At 73.2% G+C, this 18,960-nt stretch carries 16 protein-coding genes; 2 read left to right on the top strand and 14 right to left on the bottom strand.

Annotated features, from left to right (window positions below; genetic code table 11):
- Position 1 precedes the first annotated feature (1 nt).
- The 4 genes from ACZ7L7_RS01160 to ACZ7L7_RS01145 all read right to left on the bottom strand — a co-directional run bounded on the left by ACZ7L7_RS01160 (position 2) and on the right by ACZ7L7_RS01145 (position 4,783).
- Positions 2-334, bottom strand: a complete 333-nt coding sequence (locus ACZ7L7_RS01160) for a gas vesicle protein GvpO (protein ID WP_453603265.1) — start codon at positions 332-334, stop codon at positions 2-4.
- An 80-nt stretch (positions 335-414) separates the two neighbouring features.
- Positions 415-1,329 carry a non-homologous end-joining DNA ligase gene (ligD, locus tag ACZ7L7_RS01155; RefSeq protein ID WP_472074316.1) on the bottom strand — a complete coding sequence of 305 codons (915 nt, stop codon included), beginning with the start codon at positions 1,327-1,329 and terminating at the stop codon, positions 415-417.
- On the bottom strand, positions 1,326-3,173 hold the full coding sequence (locus ACZ7L7_RS01150; protein ID WP_472074315.1) for a transketolase: 1,848 nt from the start codon (positions 3,171-3,173) through the stop codon (positions 1,326-1,328). The genes ligD and ACZ7L7_RS01150 overlap by 4 nt, the downstream gene beginning before the upstream one ends.
- A complete protein-coding gene (locus ACZ7L7_RS01145; protein WP_472074314.1) occupies positions 3,170-4,783 on the bottom strand; it encodes an NAD(P)/FAD-dependent oxidoreductase in 1,614 nt (537 codons plus the stop codon). Before ACZ7L7_RS01145 ends, ACZ7L7_RS01150 begins: the two co-directional genes overlap by 4 nt.
- Positions 4,784-4,972: 189 nt before the next feature.
- Here ACZ7L7_RS01145 and ACZ7L7_RS01140 point away from each other — a divergent pair, with 189 nt between their 5' ends.
- On the top strand, positions 4,973-5,926 hold the full coding sequence (locus ACZ7L7_RS01140; protein ID WP_472074313.1) for a TIGR03557 family F420-dependent LLM class oxidoreductase: 954 nt from the start codon (positions 4,973-4,975) through the stop codon (positions 5,924-5,926).
- A gap of 22 nt (positions 5,927-5,948) precedes the next feature.
- Here the strand turns inward: ACZ7L7_RS01140 and ACZ7L7_RS01135 are convergent, their stop codons facing one another.
- Positions 5,949-6,404 (bottom strand): phage holin family protein, encoded by a 456-nt coding sequence (locus ACZ7L7_RS01135; RefSeq protein ID WP_472074312.1) that lies wholly within the window; start codon positions 6,402-6,404, stop codon positions 5,949-5,951.
- Positions 6,405-6,516: 112 nt separating this feature from the next.
- Between ACZ7L7_RS01135 and ACZ7L7_RS01130 the strand changes: the two genes are divergently transcribed.
- A complete protein-coding gene (locus ACZ7L7_RS01130; RefSeq protein ID WP_472074311.1) occupies positions 6,517-6,864 on the top strand; it encodes a VOC family protein in 348 nt (115 codons plus the stop codon).
- On the opposite strand, the gene ACZ7L7_RS01125 is transcribed toward ACZ7L7_RS01130, so the two are convergent.
- The 9 genes from ACZ7L7_RS01125 to ACZ7L7_RS01085 all read right to left on the bottom strand — a co-directional run bounded on the left by ACZ7L7_RS01125 (position 6,855) and on the right by ACZ7L7_RS01085 (position 18,832).
- Positions 6,855-7,421, bottom strand: coding sequence for a GNAT family N-acetyltransferase (locus tag ACZ7L7_RS01125; protein ID WP_472074310.1), 567 nt, complete (start codon positions 7,419-7,421; stop codon positions 6,855-6,857). The genes ACZ7L7_RS01130 and ACZ7L7_RS01125 overlap by 10 nt on opposite strands.
- A 31-nt stretch (positions 7,422-7,452) precedes the next feature.
- Entirely contained in the window at positions 7,453-7,707 is a 255-nt protein-coding gene (locus ACZ7L7_RS01120; RefSeq protein WP_285514685.1) for a LapA family protein, read from the bottom strand.
- A 67-nt stretch (positions 7,708-7,774) separates the two neighbouring features.
- Complete coding sequence (locus ACZ7L7_RS01115) at positions 7,775-8,701, bottom strand: S66 peptidase family protein (protein ID WP_471591587.1); 927 nt, start codon at positions 8,699-8,701, stop codon at positions 7,775-7,777.
- Complete coding sequence (locus tag ACZ7L7_RS01110; RefSeq protein WP_453603253.1) at positions 8,698-10,644, bottom strand: prolyl oligopeptidase family serine peptidase; 1,947 nt, start codon at positions 10,642-10,644, stop codon at positions 8,698-8,700. Before ACZ7L7_RS01110 ends, ACZ7L7_RS01115 begins: the two co-directional genes overlap by 4 nt.
- Before the next feature lie 17 nt (positions 10,645-10,661).
- Positions 10,662-11,966 carry a M20/M25/M40 family metallo-hydrolase gene (locus ACZ7L7_RS01105; RefSeq protein ID WP_285514688.1) on the bottom strand — a complete coding sequence of 435 codons (1,305 nt, stop codon included), beginning with the start codon at positions 11,964-11,966 and terminating at the stop codon, positions 10,662-10,664.
- Positions 11,959-12,792: a M55 family metallopeptidase gene (locus ACZ7L7_RS01100; protein WP_471591586.1), complete on the bottom strand. Its 834-nt coding sequence runs from the start codon at positions 12,790-12,792 to the stop codon at positions 11,959-11,961. The genes ACZ7L7_RS01105 and ACZ7L7_RS01100 overlap by 8 nt, the downstream gene beginning before the upstream one ends.
- 170 nt (positions 12,793-12,962) lie before the next feature.
- On the bottom strand, positions 12,963-13,685 hold the full coding sequence (locus ACZ7L7_RS01095; RefSeq protein WP_471428135.1) for a class I SAM-dependent methyltransferase: 723 nt from the start codon (positions 13,683-13,685) through the stop codon (positions 12,963-12,965).
- Between the two features lie 155 nt (positions 13,686-13,840).
- A complete protein-coding gene (locus tag ACZ7L7_RS01090) occupies positions 13,841-16,303 on the bottom strand; it encodes an ATP-binding SpoIIE family protein phosphatase (RefSeq protein WP_453603248.1) in 2,463 nt (820 codons plus the stop codon).
- Between the two features lie 144 nt (positions 16,304-16,447).
- A complete protein-coding gene (locus ACZ7L7_RS01085) occupies positions 16,448-18,832 on the bottom strand; it encodes an MFS transporter (RefSeq protein WP_472074309.1) in 2,385 nt (794 codons plus the stop codon).
- Positions 18,833-18,960 lie beyond the last annotated feature (128 nt).

Here is an 18,960-nt window from a genome sequence, read left to right as displayed (position 1 = left end):
TCTAGTGACCGCCGGGCCGATGTGCGTCGGACCGCCCTCGTTCGTAGCGGCGGACGCGGCGGTAGCCGGTGAGCCGGCCCTCGGGGTCGAGGTCGACCTGGTATCCGGCCAGCAGGCTCATGGTGTCGGGGACACGCTCCAGCTCCAGGACCTCGATCTCCACGGTCCAGCCGTCCTCCGTTCGCTCGAAGGACGACACCGTCTCGGCGGACTTGCCGGTCAGCTCGGTGAGCTGGGCGCGCGCCTGACGCAGTACCTCCATCGGGGTCGGCCGGTCTTCCGTCCCGTCCGTGCCCTTCTTGGCTGACTTGGGTGTGTTCTGTGAATCATTCATGGGCGCCTCGTTCCGCCGAGTGGCCCGAGGAGCGTTGACCAAACCCCTCGGGGTGGTTGGGGTTGCTCGGTCACGTCCGGTCACCGCAGCGCGTCGAGCCTGCGCCGGGCGGGTCCGAGGGCACGGCCGCGGTCCAGTACTCCGGCCCACGGGTCGGTACGGGCCTGGTCGGCGGCGTCGGCGATGGTCCACCGGCGGGCGTGCAGGCCGGGGTCGTCCAGCGCGCTCCACTCGACGGGCACGGCGACGGGGGCGCCGGGCTCGGCGCGTACGGCGAAGGGGGCAACCGCCGTCTGCGCGTAGGCGTTTCGCTGGACGTCGAGGTAGAGCCGGTCGCCGCGCTCCTTCTTGCGAGGGGCGGTGGTGAGCCGGTCGGGGTGGGCGGCGGCGAGGGTGTCGGCGGTGTCGCGGGCGAACTGCCGTACCTCGTCGAAGTCGTGACGGCCGTTCAGCGGCACCACGACGTGCAGTCCGCGCGAACCGGTCGTCATCAGGGCGGAGGGCAGGCGGAGTTCGTCGAGGAGTTCGCCGAGCAGCCGGGCCGCCTCGCGGACGGGCTCGAAGTCGTCCCCGGCCGGGTCGAGGTCGAAGACCATCCGGTCGGGCCGGTCCAGGCTCCCGGTCCTGGACAGCCAGCGGTGCGGGGTGACGGCGGCCTGGTCCGCGAGGAGGACGAGGGTGGCGGTGTCCTCGCAGACGGTGTGGCACACCGTGCCGCCCGCCTTGGGCACCTCGACCCGGTGGACCCAGTCCGGGTAGCTCTCCGGTGTGTTCTTCTGCATGAACCGGGGCCCGTCGAGCCCGTCCGGGTGCCGTTCCAGCATCAGCGGACGGCCGCGCAGGTGCGGCAGCATGAACCGGGCCACGGACCGGTAGTAGTCGGCCAGGTCGCCCTTGGTGTACGCCTCCGCTCCCGGAAAGAGCACCTTGTCCGGCCGGTGGACCTCGACCGTGCGCCGCCCGGCACGCACGCGGCGCACGCCGGCGTCGCTCACGGCACGATCGCCTCCGCCACCAGCAGCCGGGCGGCCACCGCGATCGACTCCGCGTCGATGCCGGCGGCGTGGAGCTGTTCGTCGGGCGAGGCGGAGCCGGGCATGGTGCGCACCGCGAGCCGTACCAGCCGGGGCACCGGTCGCCCGTCGGTGAAGGCGTCCAGGACGGCGTCGCCGAGGCCGCCCTCCTCGCGGTGGTCCTCCATGGTGATCAGACAGCCGGTCTCCTCGGCGGCCCGGCGCAGGGCGGTCCGGTCGACGGGCTTGACCGAGTACAGGTCGATCACCCGGGCCGCGATGCCCTCGCGCTCCAGCAGCGCGGCGGCGTCCAGGGCCTCGTGCACGGTGACGCCCGCCGCGACCAGCGTCAGCCGGTCCGTGGGCGAGGAGCGCAGCACCTTGCTGCCACCGACCGGGAACTCCTCGTCGGGCGGGTAGATCACCGGGGTCTTGCCGCGCGAGGTACGCAGATAGCGGACGCCGTCCAGGCCGGCCATGGTGGCGACGAGCCGGGCGGTCTGGTTGGCGTCGCACGGGTAGAGCACGGTCGAGCCGTGCACCGCGCGCATCATCGCCAGGTCCTCCAGGCCCATCTGCGAGGGCCCGTCCTGGCCGATGGCGACGCCCGCGTGCGAGCCGACGAGGTTGATCCCGGAGCCGCTGATCGAGGCCATCCGCACGAAGTCGTGGGCGCGGGTGAGGAAGGCCGCGAAGGTGGCGGCGTACGGCACCCAGCCGCGGCTGGCGAGACCCACCGCGGCGGCGACCATCTGCTGCTCGGCGATGTAGCACTCGAAGTAGCGGTCGGGGTGTTCCTTGGCGAAGAGTTCCGCGCGGGTGGAGTCGCCGACCTCGCCGTCCAGGGCGACCACGTCGCCGCGTCCGGTGCCGAGCGCGGTGAGCGCCTTGCCGTAGGCGTCCCGGGTGGGTACCTCCTCGCCGAGGTCCCAGGCGGGCAGTTCGTAGTCGCCGGTGCGCACGGCGTGCAGCATGCGGACGTCGGGCGGTTCCTGGAGCCGGATCCGGTGGTCGCGGCGCCCGCCGAGTTCGGCGACGGCTTCGTCGGCGTCCTTCAGCGGCTTGCCGTGCAGTCCCTCGCGGTCCTCGACGGACGCGACGCCCTTGCCCTTGAGGGTGCGGGCCAGGATCACGGTGGGCTGTCCCTTGGTGGAGCGGGCCTCGGCGCAGGCGCGGTCGATCGCGTCGACGTCGTGCCCGTCGACCTCGACGGTGTGCCAGCCGAAGGCGGCGAAACGCCGGGCGTAGGCGTCCAGGTCGTGGCCGTGCCGGGTGGGTCCGCGCTGGCCGAGCCGGTTGACGTCGACGATCGCGGTGAGGTTGTCCAGATGCTCGTACGCCGCCTGCTCGGCCGCCTCCCACACCGAGCCCTCGGCCAGCTCGCTGTCCCCGCACAGCACCCACACCCGGTAGCCGGTGCGGTCCAGACGCGCGCCGGCGAGCGCGATGCCAACGCCGACCGGCAGTCCCTGCCCGAGCGATCCGGTGGCCGTCTCGACCCAGGGCAGCCGCCGGGGTGTGGGGTGCCCTTCGAGGGCGCTGCCCAGGGCGCGGAAGGTGAGCAGTTCGGCGTCGTCGATCAGTCCGGCCGCCTTGAAGGCGGCGTACATCAGCGGCGAGGCGTGTCCCTTGGACAGCACGAAGCGGTCGTTGCCGGGGTGGGCGGGGCGGTCAGGGTCGTAGTGGAAGTGGTGGGCGAGCAGGACGGCCATCAGGTCGGCTGCGGACATGGAGGAGGTGGGGTGCCCGGATCCGGCGGCGGCGGAGGCGCGCACGCTGTCCACCCGCAACTGCTGTCCCAGGTCGACGAGTTCGGCGGTGTTCATGAGTCTCCTTCCGCGGACGTGCCGGAGTCCGCCGCGGACGGCAGATCCTGCTGCCGGACGGGTCCGGGCGGTTCGGTGCGGCCGGGGCCAACGGGCTGGTTCTTGGCGGGCTCACCGCCGGGCTGGTTCTTCGCGGGCTCGCCACCGGGCTGGTTCTTCGCGGGCTCACCACCCGGCTGGTTCCTCGCAGGCTCGCCACCGGGCTGGTTCCTCGCAGGCTCGCCGCCCGCCTGATTCCTCGCAGGCTCCCCGCCGGGCTGGCTCTTCGCAGGCTCGTGCATGGGTTCCTCCACGTGCTTGTCCGGTCGGCCCGGCACCCGCGCCAGCTCCGGTGACGCCGTGTCCAGCGGCACCGACCAGGACCGCACGAGGCCCAACTGGACCGCCTGGCGCGGCAGTACGGCGTCCAGGAGCCAGTCGGCGGCGACCCGGACGCGGTTGCCCGGCATGGCGGCGAGGTGGTAGCCGCGGGTGACCGCGCCCGCGGCGACCCCGGACAGCGGGATGCCGAGCGGGTTGGCGGCGGCCTTCACTCCGCCGAGGTCGACGACGAAGCCGAGGTCGCGGTGGCGGTACGGGCGGCTCTCCCCGATGCCGAGCGAGGCCGCCACGTTGCGCGCGGCGGTGCTGCCCTGCCGCCAGGCGTGCTGCGCGGTCATCGGGGTGTACCCGCCCGGGTTCTCCAGATCCGGTACGGCCGCGGCGTCACCGCAGGCGAACAGCTCGGGACGGCCCGGCACGCTCAGGTACGGATCGACCAGGAGCCGTCCGCGTTCCAGCGGCAGCCCGAGCGACTCGGCGAGCGGGTCGGGCCGTACGCCCACACACCACACGAGCGTGCGGGTGTCGACGAACTCGCCGTCGCTCATCAGTACTCCGCCCGACGTGGCCTCCTTCACGGAGGTGCCGGTGCGGACGTCGACGCCGCGTGCGCGCAGCACCTTGTCGGCGGTGCGGGAGAGCCGCCGGTCCAGTTCGGGCAGCACCCGGTCGGCGATGTCCAGCAGCAGCCAGCGCGGCCGCACACCGGACCGCAGGGGGCGCTTGCGCACCTGGGCGTCGGTGAAGAGCTGCCCCTGCGCGGCGACCTCGGTGCCGGTGTATCCGGCGCCGACGACCACGAACGTGCAGCGCGCCGCGCAGCTCTTCGGATCGTCCTCAATCGCCGCCAGCTCCACCTGCCGGGTCACGTGGTCGCGCAGGTACAGGGCCTCGGGCAGGCCGCGGAAGCCGTGCGCGTGCTCGGCGACGCCGGGGACCGGCAGCAGCTTGTTGACGCTGCCCGCGGCCAGCACCAGCCGGTCGTAGGCCAGGGTGCCGGGGTCGCCCTCGGGGCCCTCGTAGTGCACGGTGCGGGCGTCGAGGTCGATGGCGTCCGCCTCGCCGAGCACCAGCCGTACGCGCGGCAGGGTGCCGGAGAGGGAGACGGTCACCCGGCGCGGTTCCAGGATGCCCGCGGCCACCTGGGGCAGCAGGGGCAGGTACAGGAAGTAGTCGGTCGGGTTGAGCAGGGTGATCTCGGCGCGGCCGCGGGTGAGCCGGGACAGCGCGCGGGCCGTCCGGTACCCGGCGAACCCGGCTCCGACGATCACGATGCGGGGTCGACTCACAGTGGGGGCCTCCGGCCTTCTCGACAGCTCGTCCGTCGCGTACCTGGGAGCCTTCCGCGTCCCCCTCGCCGGGGCGGCCAAACGTGGCCGGGCATGGCCGGGGGCGGCCCGGTTTCCCCCGCCGCCACGGGGTACCCGGACGGCTGCCCCGTCCCGTCGCCCCAGGCGGCAGTCCCGGAGGAGTCCCCCATGCCCCAGTACGGCTACTTCCTGTCGTGCGAGGAGTTCCGGCCCGCCGAACTCGTCGAGCAGGCGAGGATGGCGGAACAGGCCGGTTTCCAGTCGCTGTGGATCTCGGACCACTACCACCCGTGGAACGACGCCCAGGGGGAGAGCCCCTTCGTGTGGTCGGTGATCGGCGCGCTGTCGGAGGCGGTGTCACTGCCCGTGGAGACGGCCGTGACCTGCCCGACGGTACGGATCCACCCGGCGGTGGTCGCGCAGGCGGCGGCCACGACGGCGGTGATGACGGACGGGCGGTTCCGGCTCGGCGTGGGCACCGGTGAGGCGCTCAACGAACATATCCTCGGCCATGTGTGGCCGCCCGCGCAGCAGCGTCTGGAGATGCTGGAGGAGGCGGTCCAGATCATGCGCCGTCTGTTCACCGGCGAGGAGGTCACGCACTACGGCCCCCACTACCGGGTCGAGAACGCCCGCCTCTACACGGTCCCCGACCAGCCCGTCCCGATCGACATATCCGGCTTCGGCCCGGCGGCGACGGCGCTGGCGGCACGGGTGGGCGACGGCTACATCACCATGGGGCCGGACGCGGACATGGTGGCCCGCTTCCGCAAGGGCGGCGGCGGCGCGAAGCCGGTGAGCGGCGGCCTGAAGGTCTGTTACGGCGCCGACCGCGACGAGTCGGTACGTACGGTGCGCCGCTTGTGGTCAAATCAGTTCCTGCCCGGCGAGATGGCCCAGGTCCTGCCCTCCCCGCGCCACTTCGAGCAGCTGGAACCGCTGGTCACCGAGGAGACGGTGAGCGAGAACGCGGTGTGCGGGGACGATCCGGACGAGCACGTGGCGGCGCTGGAGTCCTTCACCGAGGCCGGCTTCGACCATGTCTATGTCGGTCAGATCGGCCCGGACCAGCGGGGCTTCTTCGACTTCTACCGCACGAAGGTGCTGCCGCGGGTCCAGTAGGGGCGGGCCGGGCCGCCGGGCACTACGCCCGGTGGTGCGGCTGCTCGGGGTCGATCTCGTTCGCCGGGGTCGGCGGGACCTCCGGGTCCTCCTCCGGCATCGGCAGGTACGGCGTGCCGAGGCCGCTCGGGGGTGCGGGCGTGCCGAGGCCGCTGGAAGATGCGGGCGTGGCGGGTTCGCCGGGGTGGGTGGGCCTGGCGGCGCCGCGCAGCAGGTACGCCACGACTCCCAGGATCGCCGCGGTGATCAGCGCCGCCGCCCAGTCGGGCAGGGCGACGGCCAGGGCCAGGCCCACGGCGAGGGCGAGGGCCGCGCCCGCGTAGAGGGCGACGGTGCCGGAGGCGGCGTAGAGCATCGCCCTGCGGCGCTGCCTGCGGGTCTGCTCGCGCAGTTCCTCGCGGATCGTCTCGCGCGCCACCTGCGCGAGTTCGTCGGCCAGATGCCTGTCGATGTGTTCGAGGTGATCCAAGCGTTCCATGGCCGCCGGGTACCCACCGCACCGGACCCCTAACACGGAGCCACCCCGTGGAGATCACGAGATCACGCGAATCGATCTCCGCCCCCGCCGCACCCCAACTAGGCTCCCTCCCATGGAGATTCTGGGAGCCACGCTGCGTGTCTGCGTCGACGACCTGGAGGCCGCGGTCCCCTTCTACGAGCGCCTGGCGGGCGGCCGTGCCCTGCGCTTCGAGCGCGGCGGCGTGCAGGTGGCCGCGGTCGGCTGCTTCCTGCTGATGAGCGGCCCTCCGGAGGAGCTGGAGGTGCTGCGCAAGGTCGCCGCCACGGTCGCCGTGAAGAACGTCGAGGAGGCCCGCGACGTCCTCGTGGAGCTGGGTGCCCGGGTGATCGCGGGCCCGGTGCCGACCCCGGCGGGCCGGAACCTGATCGCGATGCACCCGGACGGCGCGGTCTACGAGTACGTGGACCGTCAGACCTGAGCCGCCCCGCGCGGCGCCGTCCCCGCGGTGAGCGCCCAGCGTTGGTGGTCCCGCCAGGCCCCGTCGATGTGGAGCATGGCCGGGGAGAAGCCCTCCAGCCGGAACCCGCAGGCGCGGGCCAGGGCGATGGAGGCGGTGTTGCCGGGCTGGACGTTGATCTCCAGCCGGTGCAGCCCCAGCGCGCCGAAGGCATGCCGGACGACGAGCCCCAGCGCCTCTTTCATCAGTCCGCGTCCGGCGGCGTGCGCGAAGGCGCCGTAGCCGAGGGCACCGGACTGGAAGGCGCCCCGGACGATGTTGTTGATGTTGACGAAGCCGGCGATGGCGTCCTCGGCGGCCTTCTCGCAGACCAGGAACCCCGCCCTGGCCGGGTCCTCGATCAGCGGCCGTGCGTAGGCGGCGTAGTCCGCCTCGTTGTCGGGCGGGAACAGCCAGGGCCGGTGCAGGTCCTTGCTCTCCCGGGCCCGGGCGGTGAACTCGGCGGCGTCGTCGAGCCGGAAGGGCCGTATGCCCACGCGTGGGCCCTCGGCGAGAAAGCGGGATGCGGTGTGCGGCATCCCGCCAGGGTACGGCTGCCCCTCGGCCGCGCTACCTGCGCCGCCTCATGAAGTACGCCCCGCACAGCGCGCCGATGACGGCCATGCCCAGGAGCGCCGTCCACAGCGGCATCGTCACCACGGGGATCAGCAGGCGGATCTCGGTCTCCTGGGTGTTCTGGAAGATGAAGATCAGGGCCAGGACGGCCAGCACGAGCACGGCGATGCGCCCGGGGGTGAGGGCAGGGTTGCGGTGACCGCCCTTCCGACCGGTCCCGGTGCCTGTCTCGGTGGTCTTCGGACTCATACCCCCAGGGTGCGCCCGATGCCCCCGTGACGCACGGTGAGGCCGGTCCGGCGGGGGGGTGGAGGGGTCAGCGCAGGGCGGGTTCGTCCAGGGTCAGGGTGCCCGCGTCGGCGTCCAGCTCGGCGGCCACGCCGAAGGGGATCGTCAGGGCGTCCGCGCAGTGCCCGAACCCGAACTCCTCCACCACCGGCACCTCGAGCCCGCCGAGCCGGTCGAGGAGCAGGGGGCGCAGCACCTCGTAGGGCTCGCAGTCGGCCCAGGAGCCGAGCAGCAGCCCCCGCACGCCGTCGAACCAGCCCGCGCGCAGGAGTTGGGTGAGGTACCGGTCGATGCGGTAGGTGTCCTCCCCCACGTCCTCCAGGCACAGCAGCCCGCCCCGCGCTGACGGGCGGGCGTGCGGGGTGCCGACCTCGGCGGCCAGCAGGGCCAGGCAGCCGCCGAGGGTGACGCCGCGGGCCCGGCCGGGGACGACCGTGCGGCCGCGGGAGGCGATCTCGACGACCGTCTCCGGGGCGAACAGGGTGGCCCTCAGGTGCTCCTGGGCGACCGTGCTCTTGACGAAGTCGGCGCCCGCCGCCATCGGCCCGTGCAGGGTGGCGAGGCCCAGGCGCCGGGCGAACGCCTCGTGCAGCACGGTGAGGTCGGAGAAGCCGACGAACACCTTGGGTCCGGCCGCGCGCATCGCCTCCCAGTCGAGCAGTTCGACCATGCGCTGGGCGCCGTAGCCGCCGCGGGCGCACAGCACGGCGTCGACGGACGGGTCGCACCAGGCGTTCTGCAGGTCGGCCGCCCGGTCGGCATCGGTCCCGGCGAGGTATCCGAAGTCGGGGTGGCGGCCGAGCACGTGGGGTGCCACGACCGGGTCCAGGTCCCAGCCGCGCAGGATGTCGAGGCCGGCCTGGAGCCGTTCCTCGGGCACGGGTCCGCTGGTCGCGACGACGGCGACCCGGGCGCCGGGGGCGAGTCGGCGCGGGCGCAGGAGGGGCTGGTTCACTTGGCGAGCTCCAGGGTCGGGATGCCGGGCGGGTCGATGCCGAAGACCTGAGCGTAGAGGGACAGCTCGGCCTCCAGGGCACGCACCATGGTCTCGGCCCGCCGGAAGCCGTGGCCCTCGCCCTCGAAGGCGATATAGGCGTGCGGCACCCGGCGGCCCGCCATCCGGGCCAGGAACCGCTCGCACTGGGCGGGCGGGCAGATCACGTCGTCCAGGCCCTGGAGCAGCAGGAGCGGCGCGGTGATCCGCTCGGCTTGCTCGCTGGGCGAGCGTTCGGCGTACCGTCCGGGCACCTCGGCGCGCGGCCCGACCAGGCTCTCCAGGTACTGGGACTCGAAGTCGTGGGTCTCCCCGTCGGCCCAGGCGGCGAGGTCGAGGATGGGGTAGATGATCGTGCCGCAGGCGTACACGTCGGTGCTCGCCAGGGAGGCCGCCGCGGTCCAGCCGCCCGCGCTGCCGCCGCGCACGGCGAGCCGGTCCCGGTCTGCGGTGCCCTCGTCGGCGAGGGCCAGCGCGACGGCGGCGCAGTCCTCGACGTCGACGACGCCCCACTGCTCGCGCAGCCGCTCGCGGTAGGCGCGGCCGTATCCGGTGGAGCCGCCGTAGTTGACCTCGGCGACGCCGATGCCGCGCGAGGTGAAGTAGGCGATCTCCAGGTCCAGGACGAGCGGTGCCCGCCCGGTGGGGCCGCCGTGCGCCCAGACGACGTACGGGGCGGGCCGTCCGCTCGGGTCGACGCAGCCGGGGTTGTGCGGCGGGTAGACGTGCGCGTGGATCTCGCGTCCGGCCGGCCCGGTGAAGGTGCGGATCTGCGGCTCGGGGTAGTAGGAGGGGTCCACGGGGTCCTGGTGCTCGGCGCCGATCACCCGGGCCCGCCCGGTGCGGGTGTCCAGTTCGACGACCTCGTATGCGCTGCGCGGGCTGGCCCCGACGGAGACGACGCGCTCGCCGAGCACGGCGAGGGTGGGCGAGAACTCGGTCCAGGGCCCGGCCGCGTCGACGACCTCGCCGGTCTCGGGGTCCAGGATGCCGAGCGCGGTGGCGCCGCGGCCGTGCACGACGGCGATCAGTCCGCTCTCCAGCGGGGCGAACCAGCGGTGGCCGAGCTTCCACAGCGGCCCGCCGAACTCCTCCTCGCGCGGGCACAGGGGCCGCCCGTCGCGGTAGAGGTTCCACCAGCCGGTGCGGTCGCTGGTGTACAGCAGGGCGCCGTCCGGGGCCCAGTCGGCCTGCGCGATCGACTCCTCGGGCCCGCCCGCCACGGTCCGCGCGCCGGTCAGCCGCTCGCCCACGTCGGCGACGACCAACTCCGTGCCGTCCCACGGCATCCGCGGATGGTCCCAGGCCAGCCAGGCCGCCCGCCGCCCGTCCGGCGACAGCTTCGGCCCGGTGACGAACCGGTGCGCGCCGTCGCTGAGTTCGCGCACGGCCGCCCGGTCCTCGGCGGCCGACCCGTCCAGCGGTACGGCGGCCAGGACGCGCCGCACATCGGTCGGCCCCTCCCCGGTGAACTCCTCCAGCACGCACCACACTTCGCCCCGGTCGAGCAGGATCTGCGGTTCGGCCCAGCGCAGTCCGCCGCCGACCTCGGAGAGGGGGGTGAGCGGGACCGGTTCGCCGCCGGGCACGTACCGGTGGAGCCGCTGGTCGGCGAAGTCCACGAACACCACCAGCGGTTCGCCGTCCACGACGGCCCCGGCCCAGGGCTGCCCGCCGTACTCGATGACCCGGCTGCGCACGTTCCACGGCGGCGGCAGCACGGACTCCTGGGTGCCGTCGGCGCGGCGGCGGACGAGGGCGCGGCGGCCACTCTCGGCGGGGCGCGGCTCGGTCCACCACACCTCGTCGCCGACGAAGCCGGCGTACTCGGGGTGCCCGTCGTGCGCGGCGGCCAGGGACGCGCCGATGGGCGAGGGCCAGGAACCGTAGGGCAAGGTGTGCACGTTCTCCCCCAACTCCCCTACGCCGTCCGCAGGAAGCGGTCCAGCACGCGGACGCCGAAGTGCAGGGCCTCGACGGGGACGCGTTCGTCGACTCCGTGGAAGAGGGCCTGGTAGTCGAAGCCCTCGGGGAGCTTCAGCGGCGCGAACCCGTACCCGGTGATGCCGAGCCGGGAGAACTGCTTGGCGTCGGTGCCGCCGGACATGCAGTACGGCACGACATGCCCCTCGGGCGCGAACTCCTGCACGGCCGCCCGCATCTTCGCGAACGTCGGCGCGTCCACGGGAGCCTGGAGGGCCACTTCGCGGTGGAAGTACTCCCAGTCCACGTCGTCGCCGGTGAGTTCGTCGAGGGTGGCGCGGAACTCCTCCTCGCCGCCCGGCAGGTAGCGTCCGTCGATGTGGGCGACGGCCGTGCCGGGGATGACGTTCACCTTGTAACCGGCGTCCAGCATGGTCGGGTTGGAGCTGTTGCGGATCGTCGCCTCGACCAGGGAGGCGGCCGGTCCGAGCTTCTTCAGCAGCCCGTCCACGTCGTCCAGGTCGGGTGCGATGCCGTAGACGGCGGCGAGTTCGGTGAGGGCGGCGCGCACGGTCGGGGTGAGCCTGAGCGGCCACTGGTGCTCGCCGATGCGGGCGACGGCGGCGGCGAGGCGGGTGACCGCGTTGTCCCGGTTCACCTTGGAGCCGTGCCCGGCCCGGCCGCGCGCGGTGAGCCTGAGCCAGCCGGTACCCCGCTCGCCCGCGGCGATGGGGTACAGCTCGCGTCCGCTGCCGTCGTGGAAGGTGAACGCTCCGGATTCGCTGACGCCCTCGGTGCAGCCCTCGAACAGCTCCGGGTGCCGGTCGGCGAGGAAGCCCGACCCGTCCTCGGCGCTGGCCTCCTCGTCGGCGGTGAACGCGATCACGATGTCGCGCCGGGGCCGCACGCCCTCGCGGGCCCAGCAGCGGGCGACGGCGAGGATCATCGCGTCCATGTTCTTCATGTCGACGGCGCCGCGCCCCCACACCACCCCGTCCCGGATCTCCCCGGAGAAGGGGTGCACGCTCCAGTCGCCGGCCTCGGCGGGCACCACGTCCAGGTGACCGTGCAGCAGCAGCGCGTCCGCGCCGGGGTCGCTGCCCTCGATGCGGGCGACGACATTGGTACGGCCCCGGGTGCGCTCCAGCAGGGTCGGCTCGATCCCGGCCTCGGCGAGCCGGGCGGCCGCGTACTCGGCGGCGGGCCGCTCCTGGCAGTCGCCCCCGCCCCGGTTGGTGGTGTCGATGCGGATGAGGTCGGACGTGAACGTCACGACCTCCTCCAGTGCCTGCCGGTCAGCCATACTGCTCCTCCACCGCGGCCGAGACGATCGTGGTGACCGCCTTGAAGGTCCGGATCCCCTCGTACATGGTCGGGCTGGTGTACGCCACCTTGCGCTCCCCGATCCGCTCCACGCCGGGGACGACGGTGGCGGCCATCGACAGGTGCTCGGCGTCGAACTCCACGGCGACGGTGAAGGGACCGCCCCGCACGGGCTCGTGCCGTACGGCCAGGGCCGCGCCTTCCTTGGCGGCGGCGCGGATGTCGGCGAAGGTCCGGTTCGGGGTGCGGCAGACGGCGGCGTACCGCGAGACATGGTCCTTCACGGCGACCTTGGGTGCCTCGGGCGCGAAGCCGAGCGCGTCCTCGCAGGCCACGTCGTCCCCGGTGACCAGGACGACCGGGACCCCGTACTCCGCCACGACATGCGCGTTGAGCAGGCCCTCGCTGGCGCGTACGTCGTTGACCCAGACGCCGGTGATGGAGTTGGCGAGGTAGGTGTGGGCGAGGACGCCTTCCATGCCGGCGCCCGCGTGGTAGCCGACGAAGGCGATGCCGTCGACGTCGCCGTGCTGGACGCCCTCGACCATGGACAGCGCCTTGTGCCGGCCGGTGAGCATCTCGGCGCGCTCGTCGAGCTTCTCCAGCAGCAGGTTGCGCATGGTCCAGTGCGCCTCGTTGATCAGGACCTCGTCGGCGCCTCCGTCGAAGAACCCCAGGACGGCGGCGTTGACGTCCGAGGTGAACATCGAGCGGCAGCGCTCCCACTGCGGGGTGCCCGGCAGCACGTCGGCCGGCCAGGTCACGCCGGTGGCGCCCTCCATGTCGGCGCTGATGAGGATCTTCATGACCCGCCACGTTACGCGCGTCGGGCGGGCCCGGCCAGGAAGTCGGGTCAGCTCGTGTGCGGCCGGTCCACCAGGATGCCGACCGGCGTCGCCGTTGGCACCGCCGCCGCGGGTGCGGCGGCGGTGACGGCGACTGGTCGGCCGGCCTTACCGCCTCGGCGGTAGCGCGGTCAGGCGCGGCTCAGCACGAGCCATCTGGACGGCAGCTCGACGCGGCTGCCGTCCGGTTTGTGCTCCGTGGTGATGAGTTTCTGCTCGCCCATGGCCAGCACGGAGAGCCCGGCCGCGCGTACGTATCCCAGCACCGCGTCGTCGGCGACCTCGCCCGGGGCGATGCCGTGCCGGAAGACGGGGGCGAGCTTCGGCGGCGGGCCCGACGGGCTCTGGGCGAGGCCCATCAGGACGGGCTTGGCCGCCTCGGCCAGCTCGACCAGGAAGGCCCGCCCCTGCGTGCCGAGGAGCACGGCGATGCCGTCCACCAGCGCCTGCCGGGCGTCGGGCTCCGCCTGGTGCAGGACGCCGCGCATGTAGACGTTGCAGTCGCCGAGCTCGGCGTGCAGGGTCTGCGCCTCGTCCTTGTCGCCCGCGTCCAGCACCCGGTACGTGGCGAGCCCCGCGGGGTCAAAGCGGCGGGCGTGCTCGATCGCGGCGACGGACAGATCGGCGCCCACGACGTGCGGGAACCGCCCGGCCAGGAAGCGGGTCTGGGTGCCGTTGCCGCAGCCCAGGTCGACCAGGGGCAGCGTCGGCACCGTCAAGTGCGGTTCGAACAGGGCCAGATGGGGGGCGACGGTGACGGCCGGCTCCGCGTCCCAGAACACCTCCCCCTGTTCCTCGGGCGCCTCCCGCCAGAAGCCCTCCCAGGCCTCCCGGTACCGACTCGTCACGCTCATGCCCAACTCCCCAGGGTGCGACGGACAGTTCCCGCCACGAAGTGACGGGCCAGTACGGTCTATCGCGCCCCGGGCACCGCTACAAGAACATGTCGCGATCCTTCACGCCGCTTTCGATCCGCGCGCCTGCGACTCACCCGGCCGGCGGCGGCCGTTCACCGTCGCGGGAGTGTCAGTTCGAACCAGACGGTCTTGCCGACACTCGTACGGCTCGTGCCCCACTCCCGGGCGAGTGTGCTCACCAGCCGCAGGCCGCGCCCGAACTCGTCGTGCGGACCGGCGTTCAGCAGGGTCGGCAGCTCGTGGTCGTCGTCCTCCACCTCGCACAGCAGGGTGTCGCCGCGCACCAGGCGCAGTTCGACGGGGCGCCCCTCGGAGTGCCGCAAGGCGTTGGTGACCAGCTCGCTGACCAGCAGTTCGGCCACGTCCACAAGCCGGGTGAGGCCCCAGTCGTGCAGCTGTTCACGGACCACCGCGCGGGCCCGGCCGACCTGGACGGGGTCGCGGGCGATCCGCCACTCGGCGACGTCCTCCGCGTCGATGCCGTTGAGCCGGGCCATCAGCAGCGCCACGTCGTCCTTGCGGCCGCCGCGGGTGTTGAGGGCGCGGATGATGGTGTCGCAGGCGTCGTCCATGGAGGCGGCCGGGTGGGCGGCGGACTCGCACAGGGTCGCCAGACCCACGCCGATGTCCTCGCCGCGCACCTCGACCAGGCCGTCGGTGCACATCACCAGCCGGTCGCCCGGCTCCACCCGGACACGCACCGACTCGAAGGGCACCCCGCCTACTCCTATGGGCGCGCCCGTCGGCAGGTCGAGCAGTTCGCTGCGGCCGTCCTCGGCGCGTACCAGCACGGGCGGGATGTGGCCCGCGTTGGCGAGGTGGAGTTCACCGGCGATCGGGTCGTAGACGGCGTAGAGGCAGGTGGCGAGGTAGGTCTCGCCGAGGCGCTGGGCGAGGTCGTCGAGGTTGCGCAGGAGCTGGGCGGGCGGCAGGTCGAGGGCGGCCATGGTCTGCACGGCGGTGCGCAACTGGCCCATCATCGCGGCGGAGTTCAGGCCGTGGCCCATGACGTCGCCGACGACGAGGGCGGTTCGGGCGCCGGGGAGTTTCACCGAGTCGAACCAGTCGCCGCCGACCCGGCCCAGCAGGGTGCCGGGGAGATACCGGGTGGCGATGTCGCAGCCGGGCATGCGTGCCGGGATGTGCGGCAGCATGCTGTCCTGGAGGGTCTCGGCGACGGACTCCTGGTAGGTGTACATACGGGCGTTGTCGAGCACGAGGCCCGCGCGGGCGGCGAGTTCGGCGCCGGTGACCCGGTCCATGTCGTTGAAGACGGGCCGCTCGGGGTGGCGCAGCAGGATCATGAATCCGAGCACCACATTGCGGGCCTTGAGCGGCACCACCAGCATGGAGCGGTTGGTGATCAACGGCCGGATGTCGCGCTTCTCGAACTGCGAGGCGATGGCGTGGCCCATCTCCTCGCTGATCCGCGGCACCAGCACCGGCTCGCCGGTGGTCATGCACTGGAAGAACGGGGTGTGCGCGGGGAACGGCATGGCCTCGCCGACGGGGACGACATCGTCCCAGCGGCCGGGCTCGTCGGTGTGCTCGACGGCGACCCGGTGCCACATGGTGGTGGTGTCGGGCACGCCGTCGGGGAATCCCTCGCCCGCGACGACCTGTTCGCGCAGGTAGGTCCCGGCGACGTCGGTGAAGCGGGGTACGACGGCCTTGCTGACCTCGACGATGGTCTGCGCGAGGTCCAGGGAGGTGCCGATGCGGCCGCTGACCTCGTTGAGGAACTCCAGGCGCTCGCGGACCGCCGCGTACTCCAGGTCCTCGCTCTCCCCGGCCGTCTCCTCGGGCAGGGGCAGGCCGAGGGCGGCGGCGCGCGCGGCGCGCTCCCGGCGGGCCCTGCGCTCGGCCCGGCGCGGCACGCCCCAGTCGGGGGTGACGGGCACCCGGTCGTTCTGACTGAACTCCAGGATGGGATAGCCCAGTTCGAGGATCTGGGCGACGATCCGGCTGCTCTCGCCCACGCTCATGCTGGGCAGGATCTCGGGCAGCCGGGCGGCCAGTTCCTCGGCGCCGGGGAAGTCGGTGTGCAGGGCGAACCCGGGCGCGATGCGCTCGTATCCGGTGCCGTCCTCGTCGTCGTCCTGGTGCTGCAGTCCGTGGGCGTCGGCGGCGAGGACCAGCAGCCGCTCGGGGCCGGGGCCGACGAGCGGGTAGGCCCACCACAGGACGTCGGAGCGGTTGTCGTCGGGGACGGTGAGGCGGGCGCGGCCCGCCGCGGGGTAGGTGAGCCGACCGTCGAGGGAGGACTCCAGGTCGGGGCCGAGGCCGTCGTAGTCCGCGTACGAGCCGTACGACAGGGCGTCGACCGGTTCGGGCAGGGCTCCGCTGACGGGCAGCAGATCGGCGGCGGGGCGGCCGATCGCCTCCTCCTTGGCGACGCCGAACAACCGCCGTGCGCCGGCGCTCCAGTGGGACACCAGGCCCTCGCGGTCCACGACCACGACGGCGAGCGGGACGCGACCGCTCGCGGCGTGTTCCGTCACGCCGTACCCAGCTCCGAGGCTGGGAGGTGTGTCCCGCTCGGTGCCACGGTCCATGGCCAAGACCTCACTCCCCACGGCTTGGCAAGATCTGCGCCGCCTACCCCACGGTACGGCGAGAGCCGGGGATGATGTGCGGCAACACGGGAATTGGCCGGGGTCCGTGCCCCGGCGCGCACCCCCGCGCGCCGCGTCCGCGGCTCAGTCCTCGTGTCCCAGCTGGAGATCGCGTTCCGTCCGGCCGCCGCCCGCCACCTGGAGCACGGTGGCGACCGGCGGATAGCCCGCGGCGATCACGGTGTACTCACCGGAGGAGAGGTCGACGAAGCGGAAGGTGCCGTCCGGGCCCGTGGTGAGCGTGTCGACGACGTTGCCCGTCATGTCCAGCAGGGTCACCCGGGCGTCCTGCACCGGCCGTCCGCCGCCCGTCCGGACCGTGCCGCGCAGGACGGCTCCCCCGGCGAGTTCGATGTCCTGGCGGGTCTCCCGGCCGGCCTGCACGGTGACCGGGAGGGCGGCCGGGCGGTAGGCGGGGGTACTGGCCGCGAGGGTGTACTCCCCGGCCACCAGTTCGGTGATGACATAGCCGCCCTCGTCTCCGCTGCGGGTGGTGGCGACGACCTGGCCGTGGACGTTGGTGAGCGTGACGGTCGCCTCCCGTACGGGAGTTCCGTCGGCGGTGACCACCGCGCCCGCGAGGCGTCCGGCGCCGCCGAGCACCACGTCCAGTTCGACCGGGCAGTCGCCCACGGTCACCGAGACGGCCTGCGGCTGGTGTCCGCCCGCCGCCGCGATCAGCACGTACGCCCCCGCTCCCGGGGTGTCCAGCGCGTACCGTCCGTCCTCGCCGCTGGTACCGCGTCCGATCTGTGCCCCGGCGACGTCGATGAGGGTGAGCGCGGCGCGCGGGACGGCGGTGCCGTCCGGGCGCAGGACCGTGCCGCGGACGGGGAGCCCGGCGGGGTGCGGCGAACGGGCCTGCGGGACGGGTGCGTTGGCGGGGGCGGCCTCGGTTTCGGCGGCGGGGTGGGACACCAGGGGTTTCTCCTTGAGGAAGCAGGCGATGAGCAGACCGAGGACGAGCACCGGGACGAGGTAGAGGAAGATCCTCGGCATGGCGTCGGCGTACGCCTGGACGTAGGCGTCGCGCAGGCCCGGGGGCAGGGCGTGGACGGCCTGCGGGGTGATGGACTCGGGGTCGGGCAGCTCCGCGCCCGCGCCGGTGGGCAGCCGGTCGGCGAGGGCGTCGGTGAGCCGGTCGGCGAAGAGGGTGCCGAAGACGGCGGCGCCGACGGATCCGCCGATCTGCCGGAAGTAGTTGTTGGCGCTGGTGGCGGTGCCGAGGTCGGCGGGGCGCACGGAGTTCTGCACGGCGAGGATCAGCACCGGCATCACCATGCCGATCCCGGCGCCGAGGACGGCCATCCAGAGGCTGTAGTGCAGCCGGGGCGTGTCGGCGTCGAGGCGGGCCAGCAGCCACATGCCGAGGACCGAGAGGGCGCCGCCGAGGACGGGGTAGATCCGGTACCGCCCGGTGTGGCTGATGAGCTGTCCGGCGATCACGGACGCGCCGACGATGCCGCCCATCATGGGCAGCATGAGCAGCCCGGACTCGGTGGCGCTCGCCCCGTCGACCATCTGCAGGAAGGTCGGCAGGTAGCTGGCGGCGCCGAACAGGGCGATGCCGATCACCAGCCCCACCAGAGCGGTGATGTTGAAGACGGAGTCCTTGAACAGCCGGAGCGGGATGAGGGGTTCGGCGGCGGAGCGCTCGGCCAGCAGGAACAGCGCGGTGGCGACGGCGGCGCCCGCGCCGAGCCCGAGGACGACCCGTGAGCCCCAGGCGTGCTCGGTGCCGCCCCAACTGGCCAGCAGGACCAGGCAGGTGGAGGCGGCGGCGAGCAGCAGCGAGCCGAGGATGTCCAGGCGGGGCCTGGCGGTGGGGCTCGGCAGCTTCAGCACGACGGCGACGACGGCGAGGGTGACCAGGCCGAAGGGGACGTTGATGTAGAAGCACCAGCGCCAGGAGAGGTGGTCGGTGAAGTAGCCGCCGAGCAGCGGGCCCGCGACGGAGGCGAGGCCGAAGGCGGCGCCGATCAGGCCCATGTACCGGCCGCGCTGCCGGGCCGGGACGATGTCGGCGATGATCGCCTGGACGCCGATCAGCAGCCCGCCCGCGCCGACGCCCTGGACGGCGCGGTAGGCGATGAGCTGGTCCATGGACTCGGCGCGCCCGGCGAGCGCGGAGCCGATCACAAACACGACGATCGCGAACTGGAAGACGCCCTTGCGGCCGAGCAGGTCGCCGAGCTTGCCGTAGACCGGCAGGCCGATGGTGGAGGTGAGCAGATAGGCGGTGATCGCCCAGGACATCCGGTCCAGACCGTGCAGCTCGCCGACGATCTTCGGCAGCGCGGTGGCGACGATCATCTGCTCCAGCGCGGCCAGCAGCAGCGCGAGCATCAGGGCGAAGAAGACCAACCGCACCCGGCGGGTGCCGAGTTCGGTGTCGGCGGCGGGTGTGCCGGCGGGCGGCTCCGGGGGTGCCTCGACCGGAAGGTCCCGCACCTGTGTCGTCCCGCCCACGTACCGCTCCCCTCGTCGCGCCTGCCACGCAATTCCCGCGTAATGCGGCAACTACGAGCAAGCGCGACGAGTTACGCCCTTCTGGTGCGGCACGGGCAGATCCACCCGATCCGGTGAGCGGACTCAAC

The sequence above is a fragment of the Streptomyces sp. NPDC110618 genome, from assembly GCF_055657065.1.
The sequence above is the reverse complement of the archived record's forward strand: the minus strand, read 5'-3'. Positions and strand labels throughout refer to the sequence as shown.

What these genes read in the sequence shown, in the direction of transcription:
- ACZ7L7_RS01160 (WP_453603265.1), bottom strand. Translation starts at nt 334, where the DNA reads ATGAATGATTCACAGAACACACCCAAGTCAGCCAAGAAGGGCACGGAC.
- ACZ7L7_RS01150 (WP_472074315.1), bottom strand. Translation starts at nt 3,173, where the DNA reads ATGAACACCGCCGAACTCGTCGACCTGGGACAGCAGTTGCGGGTGGAC.
- ACZ7L7_RS01140 (WP_472074313.1), top strand. Translation starts at nt 4,973, where the DNA reads ATGCCCCAGTACGGCTACTTCCTGTCGTGCGAGGAGTTCCGGCCCGCC.
- ACZ7L7_RS01135 (WP_472074312.1), bottom strand. Translation starts at nt 6,404, where the DNA reads ATGGAACGCTTGGATCACCTCGAACACATCGACAGGCATCTGGCCGAC.
- ACZ7L7_RS01130 (WP_472074311.1), top strand. Translation starts at nt 6,517, where the DNA reads ATGGAGATTCTGGGAGCCACGCTGCGTGTCTGCGTCGACGACCTGGAG.
- ACZ7L7_RS01125 (WP_472074310.1), bottom strand. Translation starts at nt 7,421, where the DNA reads ATGCCGCACACCGCATCCCGCTTTCTCGCCGAGGGCCCACGCGTGGGC.
- ACZ7L7_RS01120 (WP_285514685.1), bottom strand. Translation starts at nt 7,707, where the DNA reads ATGAGTCCGAAGACCACCGAGACAGGCACCGGGACCGGTCGGAAGGGC.
- ACZ7L7_RS01105 (WP_285514688.1), bottom strand. Translation starts at nt 11,966, where the DNA reads ATGGCTGACCGGCAGGCACTGGAGGAGGTCGTGACGTTCACGTCCGAC.
- ACZ7L7_RS01100 (WP_471591586.1), bottom strand. Translation starts at nt 12,792, where the DNA reads ATGAAGATCCTCATCAGCGCCGACATGGAGGGCGCCACCGGCGTGACC.
- ACZ7L7_RS01095 (WP_471428135.1), bottom strand. Translation starts at nt 13,685, where the DNA reads ATGAGCGTGACGAGTCGGTACCGGGAGGCCTGGGAGGGCTTCTGGCGG.
- ACZ7L7_RS01090 (WP_453603248.1), bottom strand. Translation starts at nt 16,303, where the DNA reads ATGGACCGTGGCACCGAGCGGGACACACCTCCCAGCCTCGGAGCTGGG.